The sequence below is a fragment of the Alkanindiges illinoisensis genome (assembly GCF_004377485.1).
GTDB lineage: Bacteria > Pseudomonadota > Gammaproteobacteria > Pseudomonadales > Moraxellaceae > Alkanindiges > Alkanindiges illinoisensis_A.
The window spans coordinates 44109-58306 of record NZ_SNTY01000011.1 but is presented as its reverse complement, the minus strand read 5'-3'; the positions used below and the strand labels follow the sequence as shown (position 1 = coordinate 58306).

At 45.8% G+C, this 14198-nt stretch carries 17 protein-coding genes; 11 read left to right on the top strand and 6 right to left on the bottom strand.

The features are described from left to right. Window positions 1-54: 54 nt before the first annotated feature. Both E2B99_RS03155 and gstA read left to right on the top strand, forming a co-directional pair. A complete protein-coding gene (locus tag E2B99_RS03155) occupies window positions 55-957 on the top strand; it encodes an amino acid--tRNA ligase-related protein (protein ID WP_134243525.1) in 903 nt (300 codons plus the stop codon). Between the two features lie 137 nt (window positions 958-1094). Then, window positions 1095-1697 carry a glutathione transferase GstA gene (gene gstA, locus E2B99_RS03150; protein ID WP_134243524.1) on the top strand — a complete coding sequence of 201 codons (603 nt, stop codon included), beginning with the start codon at window positions 1095-1097 and terminating at the stop codon, window positions 1695-1697. 82 nt (window positions 1698-1779) lie between these two features. Here gstA and E2B99_RS03145 read toward each other — a convergent pair whose 3' ends face one another. The 5 genes from E2B99_RS03145 to E2B99_RS03125 form a co-directional block, all read right to left on the bottom strand. After that, the gene (locus tag E2B99_RS03145; protein WP_134243523.1) at window positions 1780-2649 is read right to left on the bottom strand and encodes a thiazole synthase; all 870 of its coding nucleotides are present in this window, start codon (window positions 2647-2649) and stop codon (window positions 1780-1782) included. A gap of 3 nt (window positions 2650-2652) precedes the next feature. Beyond that, a complete protein-coding gene (gene thiS / locus E2B99_RS03140) occupies window positions 2653-2862 on the bottom strand; it encodes a sulfur carrier protein ThiS (protein WP_134243546.1) in 210 nt (69 codons plus the stop codon). A gap of 8 nt (window positions 2863-2870) precedes the next feature. After that, window positions 2871-3236: a DUF423 domain-containing protein gene (locus E2B99_RS03135; RefSeq protein WP_134243522.1), complete on the bottom strand. Its 366-nt coding sequence runs from the start codon at window positions 3234-3236 to the stop codon at window positions 2871-2873. A gap of 229 nt (window positions 3237-3465) precedes the next feature. Then, on the bottom strand, window positions 3466-4329 hold the full coding sequence (gene rpoH / locus E2B99_RS03130; RefSeq protein WP_026470834.1) for an RNA polymerase sigma factor RpoH: 864 nt from the start codon (window positions 4327-4329) through the stop codon (window positions 3466-3468). 147 nt (window positions 4330-4476) lie between these two features. Then, window positions 4477-4728, bottom strand: a complete 252-nt coding sequence (locus E2B99_RS03125) for a sulfurtransferase TusA family protein (RefSeq protein ID WP_134243521.1) — start codon at window positions 4726-4728, stop codon at window positions 4477-4479. A 380-nt stretch (window positions 4729-5108) separates the two neighbouring features. Between E2B99_RS03125 and E2B99_RS03120 the strand changes: the two genes are divergently transcribed. Both E2B99_RS03120 and rhlB read left to right on the top strand, forming a co-directional pair. Next, on the top strand, window positions 5109-5321 hold the full coding sequence (locus tag E2B99_RS03120) for a cold-shock protein (RefSeq protein WP_026470832.1): 213 nt from the start codon (window positions 5109-5111) through the stop codon (window positions 5319-5321). Window positions 5322-5543: 222 nt separating this feature from the next. Next, on the top strand, window positions 5544-6695 hold the full coding sequence (gene rhlB, locus E2B99_RS03115; RefSeq protein ID WP_134243520.1) for an ATP-dependent RNA helicase RhlB: 1152 nt from the start codon (window positions 5544-5546) through the stop codon (window positions 6693-6695). 207 nt (window positions 6696-6902) lie between these two features. Here rhlB and E2B99_RS03110 read toward each other — a convergent pair whose 3' ends face one another. Next, the gene (locus E2B99_RS03110) at window positions 6903-7265 is read right to left on the bottom strand and encodes a hypothetical protein (protein WP_134243545.1); all 363 of its coding nucleotides are present in this window, start codon (window positions 7263-7265) and stop codon (window positions 6903-6905) included. Between the two features lie 263 nt (window positions 7266-7528). On the opposite strand from E2B99_RS03110, the gene E2B99_RS03105 reads away from it, so the two are divergent. From E2B99_RS03105 to E2B99_RS03075, 7 genes are all read left to right on the top strand, one after another. Further along, window positions 7529-8749, top strand: a complete 1221-nt coding sequence (locus E2B99_RS03105) for an alpha/beta fold hydrolase (protein WP_134243519.1) — start codon at window positions 7529-7531, stop codon at window positions 8747-8749. A gap of 101 nt (window positions 8750-8850) precedes the next feature. Continuing rightward, window positions 8851-9438, top strand: coding sequence for a nitroreductase family protein (locus tag E2B99_RS03100; RefSeq protein WP_134243518.1), 588 nt, complete (start codon window positions 8851-8853; stop codon window positions 9436-9438). A gap of 153 nt (window positions 9439-9591) precedes the next feature. Further along, entirely contained in the window at window positions 9592-10665 is a 1074-nt protein-coding gene (locus E2B99_RS03095; protein WP_430981441.1) for an NAD(P)H-dependent glycerol-3-phosphate dehydrogenase, read from the top strand. Window positions 10666-10722: 57 nt separating this feature from the next. After that, window positions 10723-11181: a SixA phosphatase family protein gene (locus E2B99_RS03090; protein WP_134243517.1), complete on the top strand. Its 459-nt coding sequence runs from the start codon at window positions 10723-10725 to the stop codon at window positions 11179-11181. 149 nt (window positions 11182-11330) lie between these two features. Continuing rightward, on the top strand, window positions 11331-12512 hold the full coding sequence (gene gspL, locus E2B99_RS03085) for a type II secretion system protein GspL (protein WP_134243516.1): 1182 nt from the start codon (window positions 11331-11333) through the stop codon (window positions 12510-12512). Continuing rightward, on the top strand, window positions 12509-12997 hold the full coding sequence (gene gspM / locus E2B99_RS03080) for a type II secretion system protein GspM (RefSeq protein WP_134243515.1): 489 nt from the start codon (window positions 12509-12511) through the stop codon (window positions 12995-12997). The genes gspL and gspM overlap by 4 nt, the downstream gene beginning before the upstream one ends. A gap of 186 nt (window positions 12998-13183) precedes the next feature. After that, window positions 13184-14194: a quinone-dependent dihydroorotate dehydrogenase gene (locus tag E2B99_RS03075; RefSeq protein ID WP_134243514.1), complete on the top strand. Its 1011-nt coding sequence runs from the start codon at window positions 13184-13186 to the stop codon at window positions 14192-14194. The last annotated feature ends 4 nt before the right edge of the window (window positions 14195-14198 follow it).

Genomic DNA, 14198 nt, shown 5'->3' with positions numbered 1-14198 from the left:
TTGAAAGTGTTGTTTATTATTCTAGTGCCACTGCCATAGCCGGAAACCTGCTCCATGAATACATCTACTTCCCAGCAGTCGGACAGATTACAGGCCATACGCGCGCGGGCCATTTTATATCAGCATATTCGTGAGTTTTTTGGCCAGCGTCAGGTGCTAGAGGTGGAAACACCCATTTTGCAGGCAACTGCACACAGTGATAATCGAGCCATGATCGTCCAGCAGCACATCACTGGAGAACACAGTAGCGATCCACAAATCTCATTGCAGACTTCGCCTGCCTTGGCCATGCAGCAATTACTGGCTTGTGGCTGTGGCGCGATTTACCAGATATGCAAGGTGTTTCAGCACACTAATAATGTGCATGAACACAAGCGTAAACACAGCAGTGAATTTTCCATGCTGGCGTGGTACACACCTGATGCCACTTTTACGCAACTCATGCAGGACAGCCAGGATTTGCTGGCACACGTATTTGGTTATGAATTTGATATTGAAACGATCAGTTATCAGGATATCTTTGCACGACGGCTTGATATGAATCCGCATCAGGCAGACCTTAAACAGCTTAAGAATCTGGCGCGCCGTGTTGGCTTGAATATTAATTATGGCGAGGATCGGCTGGCATGGCTAGACGGACTATTTTGCCATTTTGTCGAACCCACGCTGGGCTATAACCAGCCTATGTTTTTAACAGATTTCCCGGTTGAGAAAACAGCCGCAGCGCAGACCGATATTAATGATGATGACATGGCAGTAGCAGCCAAGTTTAATTTATACATTGATGGCTTAAAGCTGGTAAGTGGACAAGTGACACAGGCCGAACAGGTTATAGAAAATCAACAGACTATACTAAAGCAGGGTAGAATTTTTTTTGGGCTGGATCGTTTACTGATGTTACTTATGGATAAGCACCGGATTGACCAAGTGATGAGCTTTAGCTCACCTATGCGTTGATCAGCTCACCGTTTAAGTCAGCACACTGTTTTATCTGAGCTATTAATGCAAACACAACATGCTGAAACAAAGGCCAAAACCTGCTGTTTTTGCAAGCTGCTAAAATCCTAAACTATTGCCAGCTCAGGGATTAACTCATGAAATTGTATTATTCACCCGGTGCCTGTCCTTTAACCATTCATGTGCTCCTCAATGATATGGGCGTTGAATATGAACTGGTCAGGGTAGATTTAAAAACCCATAAAACAGAAGATGGCCGTGATTATTATGAGATTAATCCAAAAGGTTATGTTCCCACTCTGGAGCTGGACAGTGGCGAGCGTATTACCGAATTGCCAGCAGTAGCACAGTATTTATCGGAAAGTCAGCAAAATTATCATTTATTTCCTGAACAGGGCTTGCCTAAAATCCGTGTGGTGGAATGGCTGGCTTTTATTGGTTCAGAAATTCATAAAAGCTTTGCGCTGCTATTTAATCCTGCTTCCAGTGATGAAGCTAAAAAAGCTGCTAAAGATAAAATCAACAATCGCTTTACCTATATTGATCAGGTTTTGGCGCAGCAGGCTTATGTCACTGGCGATATCATTAGTATTGCCGATATTTACCTGTTTGTGATTTTAACCTGGGCCAGCAATATGAAACTGGATTTAAGCCAGTTTTCCAATTTGCAGGTACATAAGCAAAAGGTGAGTGAATATCCAGCAGTCCAAAAAAGTTTAAAACAAGAAGGTTTGGTGTAGCTTTCTCATGCTGACAGCACCTAAAAATGCTAAATAAAAAGGGGCAAATACTGCCCCTTAATTCAATGCATGCCACGACAAATTATTTAAAGAAATAACCGGTTTCTGGTGAGCTTGCTGCTGCATAAGGCTTGCGAGCCATACGTCCTGCCAGATAAGCCTCGCGGCCAGCCTCAACGGCTTTTTTCATGGCAGACGCCATCAGTACTGGTTGTTGTGCTGCCGCAATGGCTGTATTCATCAGCACACCCGCACATCCCAACTCCATAGCAATGGCTGCATCGCTGGCTGTACCCACACCTGCATCAACAATAATGGGCACCTGATTTTTGCTTTGAGCAGCATTTTCCAGAATCAGGCGGATATTGTGCGGGTTGGTGAGGCCCAAGCCAGAGCCAATCAAACTGCCCAAAGGCATCACGGCCACACAGCCCATGTCTGCAAGTTCCTGCGCAATGATTGGGTCATCCGAGGTATAAACCATTACCTCAAAACCATCATCAATCAGGGTGCGTGCTGCCTTTAAGGTATGTACCACATTGGGATACAGAGTTTTCTGGTCGCCCAGTACTTCCAGCTTGACCAAATTATGCCCATCCAGCAATTCACGCGCCAGCATACAGGTACGGATTGCGCTATCGGCGTCAAAACAGCCTGCCGTATTGGGCAAAATGGTATATTTTTCTGGAGGAATAACTGACAACAAGTTTGGCTGATCGGGGTTTTGTCCAATATTCACCCGACGAATGGCAACTGTCACAATTTCAGCACCACTGGTTTCAATAGCAGCGCCGGTTTCAGCCAGATCCTTGTATTTGCCAGTGCCTACCAATAGACGGGAATTAAACTGTCGAGAGCCAATTATTAATGGTTGGTCAGATTTGCTGGATGAATCACTCAATTGGATGAGATCTGAATCAGCGCTGCTTAAATGTGTGTTGAGCTGTGACATCAATTAACCTCCACCAACAGCTTGAATAATTTCAATTTTTGCATTCTCATATAATGCGGTTTCAGCATGTTTGCTTTTTGGCACCAGCATTTCATCCAGCTCCACGGCAAGGCGTTTATCCTGCAAGCCAAGTTCGATGATCAAATCTGCCAGCGTGACAGATTTCACCTGTCTGGCTTCGCCATTAATGTGTACGTTGGTATAGGTGTTCATGTTGCTACTCATGTTTGCGCCCGAATCATAATCCATGCCAGACCAAGCCAGCCAGCAATCATAGCCAAGCCGCCAAGCGGCGTAATCGCCCCAAACCAGCGTGGAGCACCAAGCGCCATCAGATATAATGAACCACAAAAAATGATGATTCCCAACTGCAAAAGTGCTGCTGGTATTTTGAATGACAGCTCAGGCAGGATTTTCATCAAAATGCCCATAGCCAGTAAACCAAGGGCATGATAGAAAAAGTACTCGGTTGCAGTATGCCACCAGCCCAGTTGATCAACCGAAGCACGACTTTTTAAGCCATGGGCACCAAATGCACCAAGCACAACGGCAATAGCCAGATTAATAGCCGCAATAGCAATCCACATCAAAATGAGTCCGTAGTATGCAGGCTGCTAGTTTACCCAAAACCAGCTTAAATAACCATGAATGCCATAGGCAAGATCATCAAGGTTCAACGGATTACTCAGCATTTCGCCCAAAATAAAAGAGCCATAAATCTCTATTTTATGGCTCTTATTTATGATTCTGGAATTAACCACAGGATTGACTTTAGAACATCAATAAATCAGCCATGATTTCTCAACCAGCCACCCTCTAACCTGCCATCATGGCTGTCTTGATTTTTTCCATGGCATTTTTTTCCAGTTGACGAATACGTTCAGCAGACACATTGTATTCGGCAGCAAGCTCGTGCAGGGTAGATTTTTCATCATCCAGCCAGCGTCGTTGCAAAATAGTCCGTGAACGGTCATCAAGCATACCCATGGCATCATGCAGAGCATTATTGTTGTGTTCTTCCCAGTCTGCGTCCTCAACTTCACGCGCCGGATCATAGCGACTGTCTTCCAGATAAATGACTGGGGCAACACGGCCTTCATCGTCATCGTCGGTTTGCGCTTCAAAGGAAGCATCATAAGCTGTGAGGCGGCCTTCCATTTCAAGCACTTGCTCAGGCGTTACATTCAAATCTTGTGCAATGGCTGCCGCTTCGTCCAGCGTTAGTTTGCGACTGGCTTTTTTCAAACTGCGTAAATTAAAGAATAATTTACGCTGTGCCTTTGTAGTGGCCACTTTAACAATTCGCCAGTTACGGATAACAAATTCATGGATTTCCGCTTTAATCCAGTGTACGGCAAACGATACCAGACGAACGCCCATTGTAGGGTCAAAGCGTTTCACCGCTTTCATCAAACCCAGATTGCCTTCCTGAATCAAATCAGCCTGAGGCAGGCCATAACCCGCATAGCTTCTGGCAATATGAACCACAAAGCGCAGGTGAGACATCACAAGCATCTTGGCAGCATCAACATCCTGATCATAAAAATAACGATCAGCAAGCGCTTTTTCCTGCTCAGCCGTTAAGATTGGAATCTGGTTAACAGTGCTGATGTAGGCACCCAGGTTTACACCGGGAGCGGTTAAAGACAAGGGCATCAGCTGGTTAGTGCTGTCGCTCATGAAAACTCCTTGATAAGGGCTTTTAAAGGCTGGCCCTGTTGCTTTAATGTTGAATTATAAAGGTTATAGCATAATTAACGATGCAGAAATTAGGTTTAGTTGTGTAAAGTTACAACAAACCGTATCATCAGGTAAACTTGTTAAAAATTATGAATTTTTCTTTTGTATTAAAAATTCAAACAGTTGATTTTCCTGCCTAATTATTTCAAAAGAATGTCCTGAAATTTCACAAAACCGCTTAATATCAGTCAAACTATTTGCATCACTGGCCTTTAAAACCACTTGCTCACCAGCTCCCATACTGTGCAATGCCTGCTTTAACTTCAATAGCGGTAAGGGACAGGCAAGTCCTGTGGCATCGATATTTTTATATAACGGCATTTTAGAGTTCACTGGCATGGAATTTATCTATTCGTAACACGTATTTATTGCTGAACTTATTATAAAATGCTTTGGTGAGGCATGACTCTAAAAAATGATAAAAAACTGTTACATGATAAAAATGGCTAAAAATCAAACAATTTTGGGTAAATGTGACAGAAATCCCATGTTAATTACAAACAATATCGTTTCTGGCTTTGCACCTTGCTCACTTCATGTTAAGCTCAAATCATATCGATATTAAGTATTCATTTAATACGGTATTGGATTTGATCTGGAATTGTTGAATGATATACAGAATGACTACGACAACAAGAAATAAGTTTTTTGATGGTCTGTGTTTCTCTGCTGTTGCAACACCGGACAGTCCTTCTTTTGTTTTATATGAGGATTGACATATGTCAGCGCGCGAGCAAGGTGTTGTAAAGTGGTTTAATGATACTAAAGGTTTTGGTTTTATTCAGCGCAATGGCGGTGACGATGTATTCGTTCACTTCCGTGCAATTCAAGGCGACGGTCACCGCACTCTGCGTGATGGTCAGCGTGTTGAATTCACTGTAGTAAAAGGCCAAAAAGGTTTTCAAGCTGAAGAAGTTCAGCCTTTAGACTAATTTTGCTGAAAAAAGCAGTAATGCACAGACGGGTAAAGAATCTTTTAAAGACACTTTATCCATCTGGCGTTAGATAGCGAGTTGGTGTTACATGTTTTCATGTGCATTAAATGCCGCTAGAATGTACGTCCCATGCATTAGTGCTGGGACGTATTTTTTTGGGTGAAAAGAAGGCCTTAACGCAAGTGGCCAAAAAATTTATTTTATGAAAGAAAGGTTTATATGAGTTCAAGCTTCGACGCGGTTAATTTGCATCCTTCCTTGCGTCGTGCCATTGATGATCTTGGCTATCATCACATGACTCCGATTCAGCAAAAGATTTTACGCTATACGCTGGCAGGGCATGATGCCATTGGGCGCGCCCAGACAGGGACTGGCAAAACCGCAGCTTTTTTAATTAGCGTACTGAATGACCTGTTAAACCATCCGATTGAAGAACAACGCTACCGGGGTGAACCGCGTGCCCTGATTATGGCGCCTACCCGTGAATTGGCGCTGCAAATTGAAAGTGATGCCAAGGCATTGTGCAAACATACCAATATTAATATTGTGACATTGCTGGGCGGCGTGGATTATGACCTGCAACGCAAAGGGCTGGATAAAAACTTTGTAGATATTCTGGTGGCAACACCGGGTCGCCTGATGGACTTTATGGATCAAAAGGAAGTCTGGCTGGATCGGCTTGAGTTTGTAGTGATTGATGAAGCAGACCGTTTGCTGGACATGGGCTTTATTCCATCGGTCAAGCGCATCCTGCGTCAGGCTCCGATTAAGGAAAATCACCAGACCTTATTGTTTTCGGCAACATTTAGCTACGATGTACTAAATCTGGCGCAACAATGGCTATTTGAGCCGGTCACGGTTGAAATTGAGCCAGAGCAAAAAACCAGCGAACGGGTAGAGCAGCGCGTTTATATTGTGGGTAATCAGGAAAAAGAGCGCTTGTTAAAAGAGCTTTTAGCCCAGGAACCTATTGATAAGGTAATGATTTTTGCTAATCGCCGTGATCAGGTGCGTAAGCTTTATGATCGTTTAAAAAAGCAGAATTATAGCGTTGGTATCTTGTCAGGCGAAATTGCACAGGATAAACGCATTAAAACGCTGGATCAGTTCAAGCAAGGCAAAATCCAGATTCTAATTGCAACAGATGTAGCAGGGCGTGGTATCCATGTGGATGGAGTAAGCCATGTGGTGAATTATACCCTGCCTGAACATGCCGAAGATTATGTGCACCGGATTGGACGTACTGGCCGTGCTGGTGAAAATGGCATTAGTATCAGTTTTGCCAGTGAAGATGATGCCTTTTTACTGGCCGATCTAGAAAAAGCAATTGGCCAGAAATTGCCTTTGCAACGTCTGGATGGCTATCGCTAAGCTTAGGATATCATATCCATTTAGGTCATTATTAGATCTCTTGCATAAGTCTGGTTTCGACAAGCTCTACCAACGCTGCCTGAGCCTGTCGAAGGCGAGTTGGTACAACTTATGAAAGAAGTCTATTATTTGAAATATAAAAAAGTCAGCTCATTGAGCTGACATTTTACTGTGCTGGATCAATTAATGCACTTTATAGAGGCCGATTTAGTTTTTGCAGTAAAAAGTTAAAGTTGCTTCGTAATCATCATCACGGCTGATGGAATTGCTGCCTGAACCACTTAATACACCGATAACACTGGCTGCCTGCTCAATGATGCGCCCGGTTTGCTCACTAACGACCCCATTGTATTTGATGTCCTGATTCACTACCACGGGCGTGCTGCTGCGACAGGTTTTATTGGCTGCACTGGCCGCATTATTCGTGGCAATAGTTTTGGACTTGCCCAGACCTGTAACTTCAAACTGATTATTTTCGCGCTGGATGGCGGTGGTGGCATTGGGCGTACTGGCACAACCAGTCAGGATCAGGCCTATTAATGCTAATGTGGCGAGTGGGGTAAATTGCATTATCATTGTCGGGCTCCAGAGCTTGGCTCAAAAAAATATAGCTCAAATTTTAGAAGAATTATGGACATAGAAGGGCTGAGCTTCGATAACACTTCGTTTGCCAAACTGTGTGCTTTAAGTTAAATCCTTTCTTTTTTATGACAAATCATCAAGCAAAAATTAAAGGGTTTTTATGTGTTTTGCTCGGATTGTTCGCCCCATCTCTGGAAATTTGCTACTCTAGATCAGCTTTCCTGCTTTAGTGCATTACGAGATATCACTGCATGGCATTTCATTTTCCACGGTTATCGTTTGTTGAATACAGCAAAGCCGCATTTAAGCATTCGACAGGCCGTCGTTTTTCGCGCCATCGTTATTTATTACAAAATAAAAGTATCCGTCAGCAATTGCTACGCGAGGGTCTGTTTTCTGTTTATTATTATCCGCCTTTGCTTGAAGAGCGCGTTCAGGTTGAAGGCGATACCATAGCAGTGTCACAAAAACACTATGCCATTCCACTGGTGCTGGTGCCTCCGCTAGGCGTGTATGGCTGGGTGTTTGACCTGATGACTGAACGATCACTGGTGCGTTATTTTCTGGCGCATGGTTTTGCGGTTTATATGATTGACTGGGGGCGGCCGGGTAGCAGTGAAAATTATTTGTCACTGGAAACCTATACATTAAACTGGTTTCCAAAAGCCGTTGCGGTGATTCGCGAGCATAGCGGACAGGTGCAGGTTAGTATTGTTGGTTATTGCATGGGTGGGTTATTGTCACTGATTTATACCGCTGCCGAAGGAAAAAATCAGGTTAAGAATCTAGTCACTATTGCATCCCCGGTAAATATGCATCAGATGAGTAGTGCTATAGGTAAGGCTTATCAATTGCTTTCAATACCGGCCAGCATGATGCGCCGCCTCACAGGCCTTGATTTAAATGATTTTAATTCAAAACTGTTTCATGTGAATGGCAAGCTGCTTTCAATTGGTTTTCAGCTCACACAACCCACAGCCATGCTAAGCAGTTATATTGATTTAATCCGTAATATCAGCAATCAGGATTATGTTAGCCGCTATACCACCATGAATGAATGGTTTACCAATATGCCGGATTATCCGGGAGCTACCATGCGCGAGATGATTGAAAAATTTGGCTTGGCCAATCGCATGAATCATGGGCATTTTCATATTGGTGGACGCCAGATCAGCTTTAAAAATATTAAATGTGCCTTGCTGGCGATTGCAGGTGACAATGATGCGATTACCAGTATTGGTGCGGCCAGTGCAGTGATGACGGTGGTGGGTTCACTGGATAAAAGTTTTGAGGTGGTTCCGGGTGGTCATGCCGGGCTGTTTACGGGAACTCAAGCCGTAAAAACAACCTGGGTGATTGTGACTGACTGGCTAAAACGTCGTTCTGGTGAAGCATTGCCTGTGCAACATAAAGCACTAGAAAATGAGTCATCAGGAAACGGGCTAGCAGAAAATGATAAAGCCGCAAAATAGCGTGGTAGAAATTGAACAGATTAACCCTTCAGGCTATTTACCCTTAAATTGAGTTTTGAATCTTCTGATTTGATTGACATAAAAATTACTGAGGAATTCCCATGACGCAGCCAATAGCTCCAGCGCAATTATTGGAATTCATTGAAAGTCGGCAATCGGTAGGCCAGCTGGTAGAGCCAGCGCCCACACAGGCCGAGCTTGAGCAGGCATTGCAGGCCGCTATAAGTGCACCGGATCATCACCGTTTGCGTCCCTGGCAGTTTTTGCAGATACGGGGTGAAGGACGCCAAGCGCTTGGGCAAATTTTTCTGGAATGTGTGCAGGAATCTGGTGTCACTGATCCGACCCAGCACGAACGGGCACTGGCACAACCCTTGCGTGCGCCATTAATTCTGGTGGCTATTGTGAATACACAAATACATCCCAAAGTACCTAAAGTAGAGCAAGTGCTTAGTATGGGCGCAGCCATTGAAAACTTCTTGTTAATGCTGACTGCGCAGGGCTATGCATCAATGTGGCGTACAGGTGCAATGGCAGAGTCTGAGGTATTCAAGCAAAAAATGGGACTAAAATCCGATGATGAAATTGCCGGATTTATTTATATTGGCACGGCAGCCCGTCAACTGGCACCCCGCGAGCGTTTGCCAGTGAATGATTTTCTGGCTGACTGGCCAACCAGACAGGCTTAACATATTAATAATCGCTGTTTGAAGTTTTGCTGTAATCCTGGGCCCATGTATAAGTGCCGGATTAAGCAACAAATATCATTTGGCGATTTGCTATATTGAACTTTACTATAATTGAAATTGAATGGTCCAGACTTTGGACTGGTAGAACCTAACATGATGAATGATTTTAATATTTCGGCATTAATTACCCCACGTGAAAAACCGGCAACCCCATTACGCGTGGCAGTACTGGGTGGCGGCAGTTTTGGTACTGCCATGGCTAACCTTGCTGCACGTAATGGTTGCGAAACCTGTATGTGGATTCGTGACGAAAAGGCTGCACAGGACATGCAGCAATCCAAACGCAACAAGCGTTATTTGCCTGATTTTCAACTGGAAGAAACCCTGCAATTTAGCAGCAAGCTGGAAGATGTGGTGCCTAACCGCGATATTATTCTGGTGGCGATTCCCAGCCATTCCTATCGTGATGTGCTCAAGCAAATTGCGCCAATGATTAGCGGGCAGGCGATTGTATCGCTCACCAAGGGCATTGAAGCAGAAACCTTTTGCCTGATGAGCGACATCATTCAGCAGGAGTTGCCAGAAGTGCCTTTTGGTGTGCTCTCGGGGCCAAACCTTGCCAAGGAAATTGTGGCCAATATGCCCGCAGGGACAGTCATTGCCAGTACCAGCGAGGCCTTGCGCAATGCCGTGCAGACTGCGCTCCATAGCGCTCTGTTCCGGGTTTTTGCCAGCTCTGATGTACATGGTGTGGAGCTGGGCGGTGCGCTGAAAAATATTTATGCCATTGCTATGGGTATGGGTGCAGCCTATAACGTGGGCGAGAATACCCGCAGTATGCTACTCACCCGCGCACTGGCAGAAATGAGCCGATTTGCGGTAACGCTGGGCGCTAATCCGCTCACCTTTTTGGGCTTGTCGGGTGTGGGTGATTTATTTGCCACCTGTAGCAGTCCACTCAGCCGGAATTACCAGATTGGCTATGCACTGGGACAAGGCAAAAATCTTGAGGAAGCAATCGCAGCCCTGGGGCAGACCGCAGAAGGCATTAATACCATTCGTCAGGTGAGTGCGCAATCCAGATTGCTAAATGTGTATATGCCCATTACCAATGCGCTGTACGAAGTGATTTTTGAAGGAAAACCGCCACTGGGTATTGCCTTGTCGCTCATGCAAAATGGGCATCGCAGTGATGTGGAGTTTGTCCTGCCGCATGAACAGGTTTAAACCACAAGGCTTCATCTTGTTCATTCATGTAAACCAGCCCATAGGAAATGACAGGTAATGCAACTAATTCTAATGCGGCATGGCGAAGCTGAAGCCCCTATGGATAGCAGCCTGCACAGTGATGCCAGCCGCGTGCTCACAGGACGTGGCCAGCAGCAGGCTGCTTCAACGGCACAGCAGCTCATTCAGCGTTACCAGCCGGATTTATTTGTGGTGAGTCCATTGATTCGTGCCCAGCAAACCCGACAGGCCTTTGATGCCTATTGTACTGACATTCCTGTCATTATTTATCCGCACATCAAGCCAGACGACAAAGCGGTACCAGCACTGGACTGGTTATCGCAACTGGATGCAAAATGCATTGTGGTGGTATGTCACATGAATATTGTGGCTTATCTGGGCGGTTTACTGGTTGGCGAGTCACCGCGCAGTTTTGAGCTGGCCGAAGCACGTGTGTATGAGCAAGCGGTCATTGCACCGGGGTTGTCAGTTGAGCAGGCAAGGCTGGTGCCGTAATGGCATTAACCCTTTGCTGCCAGGAACTGCCGCATAATCTTTTAGGCTGGCATAGATTTATAGCCCATGTTTTTATATGATGACGGCAAGACGTGGTCACGCTAAGCTGACACAACCACTGCACTATTAAAATCAGGGAAAAATAACCCATGCTGTATTTATGGATGCCAGAAGGCGATGCTGCCTGGCACTGGCGTGTTAATGCCACTGATGCCTGGCAGACGGCAGCCAACTGGGATGAACTGCTACAGGCAACAGCAACAGAACACCAGAAAGAAGCTATTGTTTTCTTTCCAACCAGCAGCACCCAGATCTTGCGGCAGCCCATGACCCGTCAGCAGTTGCGCCAGCTTGGACCAACTGGCGTGCGTTATCTACTTGAAGAATATGCACTGGTTCCCGTTGACCAACTGGCGGTTCACTATCAGCTGGATCAGGGTCAGCCAGATCAAACCCTGATTGATGAAAGCGAGCACATCAATATCATGGCCTTACCTGCCAGTCTGGTTGGGCACTATCAGAATATCATGGCACTGGGAAACTGGCGTATTCAGGCGTTGCTCCCGGATTTTTTACTGGTGCCAGCACCAACCCAGCTCAATGAAGCCCAGCTGATTATTCATCAGCAGCAACGTATTCTGCGTGTAGGCCGCTATGTAGCCTATTGTGCTGACGACCTGACCATTTTGCTGGATTACCTGCCGGAACTGGTACAACTTAATATCTGGGGCCAGCCGACTGAGCAGGATCAGCTGGCCATTGAGGGTATTGCCGGTCTAGCTGTGAGTTTGTATGCATGGGAAACAACCCCGGCATCCTTAACGGATGCTCAATATATTCGTCATCCATTTAATGTGTTGCCAAAGGCCAAAGCCCCGTTGTCTGGGTACTGGCCAGCAATTGCTGCGGTGCTGGTAGCAACCTTGCTGGTACAGATGGTTTATGATGGGGTGCGAACATGGCGCTATCACAAAATAGCTGAGCAAACCCATGCAATGGCAGTGCAGCAGTTCCAAAGCTGGTTTCCAGAGGAGCGACGGATTGTTAACCTGAAAAGACAGTTCGAAGCACACCTGCAAAGCAACAGCTCAATGGATCTAACGGCACTGTCGTTGATTAGCCGGGTAGGGCCATTATTACAGCAGGCCAATTTGCCGGCCAGTCAGGTGCAATATCGTGACAATGTGCTGGAGCTGACTATTATTGCCAGTGGTTTGCCTGCGCTAGAATCCTTGCGCTCCCAGTTGAGTGATCAGGGTTTAAATGCTGAACTTGGATCAGTGAATCCGGCCAATGGACAGGTATCAGGTTTAATTCGGGTGCAATTATGAGTTTGGCAGCTAATTTTAACCAGCGTTTTAATCAGCGCGTTGCCCGGTTGCAGCAGCGACTGGATCAGCTTTCACCACGTGACCGCTTTGCACTGATTATCCTGACGATATTCTTAATTGTTACTTCAATTGGCTATAGTATCTGGGCATTGCACAAGGCAGCCGACAAGGCTCAAACCCAGGCTACTGAAGAACGCGAGCTACTGCTGTGGATGCGCTCTCAGGCACCCAACATTCGCCAGTCCCAGGGCGACCAGATGCCTCTAAACATGATCATACAAACCACCGCACAAAATCAGGGTTTGACCGTGTCGCAAATGCCTGCGGGTGATCAGATACAGGTGAGTGTGGTGCATCAGAATTTTGCAGTGCTGGGAACCTGGCTATCGCGGCTGGCCGAGCAGGGCGTGAGTATCCAGCAACTGGATATCAGCCAGAATCCATCCGGTGACTTGCAGTTAAAGGCCTCATTAAAACAGGGCTAGCCCATTTTGTTTTAAATGCAGCTTTTAAATGCAACATAACAGGGTCGATAAATTGGGCCAGATGGTATTGACCTGATAAATTCCTGCAATAGCTTGCTTTTTACCAGGTGTTTTAAGATCAACAGGTAGCAACTGAACAGCGAGACAGTTATAATTGCGCTTTATCGCACCCAGCCTGTTTTGTTCATGCTCTATCAGTTTACACGTCCAGCCCTGTTTGCCCTTGATCCTGAACGTGCACATCATGCAACGCTAAGCTCGCTCAAGCTGGCCGAAAAAACCGGTCTGCTATCCCGACTATATCTAAAAATTAACCAGCCTGTTACCTGCATGGGAATTACATTTGATAATCCCGTGGGACTTGCCGCTGGTCTGGATAAAAATGGCGATTATATTGATGCACTGGCCGCACTGGGTTTTGGTTTTATTGAAATTGGCACTATCACGCCACGCCCGCAGTCCGGCAATCCGCACCCGCGTTTGTTCCGTTTGCCTCAAGCCGAAGCCATTATTAACCGCATGGGATTTAATAATGATGGCGTAGACAAGCTGGTTGAAAATGTCAGGGCAGCCAAGTATAAAGGGGTGCTTGGCATTAATATCGGCAAAAATGCAGATACGCCGGTTGAAAAAGCAGTAGATGATTACCTGATTTGTCTGGATAAGGTTTATCCCTACGCCTCTTATGTTACGGTTAATATCTCTTCACCCAATACCAAAGGCTTGCGTAGCCTGCAAAGTGGTGATGCCTTAACCGATTTATTACAGCAATTAAAACAACGACAGCTTTATCTGGCTGAAAAACACCGCCATTATGTACCACTGGTACTTAAGGTTGCACCGGATCTAAGCCCGGAAGATATTGCGTTTATTAGTGCGCAGTTAATCCGCTTTGAAATTGATGGCCTGATTACCACCAATACTACCTTATCCCGTGATGGCGTTGCTGAACTGCCGCATGGAGATGAAGCGGGTGGGTTGTCGGGTGCCCCGGTCTTTGACCGAAGTACCGAATGTTTGACAGCATTTGCAGCGCATTTGCAGGGACGTATCCCCTTGATCGGGGTAGGCGGAATTTTAAACGGTGATCAGGCCAAAGCCAAGATGGATGCTGGCGCATCCTTGGTGCAATTGTATAGTGGCTTGATTTATCAGGGTCCAGACCTCATTAATGACTGTGTTAAAGCGGTGCGCTAACAGA

Bases quoted from the DNA above. Each gene is read 5' to 3' on its own strand.
- E2B99_RS03105 (WP_134243519.1), top strand. From the start codon at position 7,529: ATGGCATTTCATTTTCCACGGTTATCGTTTGTTGAATACAGCAAAGCC.
- gspL (WP_134243516.1), top strand. From the start codon at position 11,331: ATGCTGTATTTATGGATGCCAGAAGGCGATGCTGCCTGGCACTGGCGT.
- E2B99_RS03100 (WP_134243518.1), top strand. From the start codon at position 8,851: ATGACGCAGCCAATAGCTCCAGCGCAATTATTGGAATTCATTGAAAGT.
- E2B99_RS03135 (WP_134243522.1), bottom strand. From the start codon at position 3,236: ATGTGGATTGCTATTGCGGCTATTAATCTGGCTATTGCCGTTGTGCTT.
- E2B99_RS03120 (WP_026470832.1), top strand. From the start codon at position 5,109: ATGTCAGCGCGCGAGCAAGGTGTTGTAAAGTGGTTTAATGATACTAAA.
- E2B99_RS03110 (WP_134243545.1), bottom strand. From the start codon at position 7,265: ATGCAATTTACCCCACTCGCCACATTAGCATTAATAGGCCTGATCCTG.
- gstA (WP_134243524.1), top strand. From the start codon at position 1,095: ATGAAATTGTATTATTCACCCGGTGCCTGTCCTTTAACCATTCATGTG.
- gspM (WP_134243515.1), top strand. From the start codon at position 12,509: ATGAGTTTGGCAGCTAATTTTAACCAGCGTTTTAATCAGCGCGTTGCC.
- E2B99_RS03095 (WP_430981441.1), top strand. From the start codon at position 9,592: ATGATGAATGATTTTAATATTTCGGCATTAATTACCCCACGTGAAAAA.
- thiS (WP_134243546.1), bottom strand. From the start codon at position 2,862: ATGAACACCTATACCAACGTACACATTAATGGCGAAGCCAGACAGGTG.
- E2B99_RS03145 (WP_134243523.1), bottom strand. From the start codon at position 2,649: ATGTCACAGCTCAACACACATTTAAGCAGCGCTGATTCAGATCTCATC.
- E2B99_RS03090 (WP_134243517.1), top strand. From the start codon at position 10,723: ATGCAACTAATTCTAATGCGGCATGGCGAAGCTGAAGCCCCTATGGAT.
- E2B99_RS03155 (WP_134243525.1), top strand. From the start codon at position 55: ATGAATACATCTACTTCCCAGCAGTCGGACAGATTACAGGCCATACGC.
- rpoH (WP_026470834.1), bottom strand. From the start codon at position 4,329: ATGAGCGACAGCACTAACCAGCTGATGCCCTTGTCTTTAACCGCTCCC.
- E2B99_RS03125 (WP_134243521.1), bottom strand. From the start codon at position 4,728: ATGCCAGTGAACTCTAAAATGCCGTTATATAAAAATATCGATGCCACA.
- rhlB (WP_134243520.1), top strand. From the start codon at position 5,544: ATGAGTTCAAGCTTCGACGCGGTTAATTTGCATCCTTCCTTGCGTCGT.
- E2B99_RS03075 (WP_134243514.1), top strand. From the start codon at position 13,184: ATGCTCTATCAGTTTACACGTCCAGCCCTGTTTGCCCTTGATCCTGAA.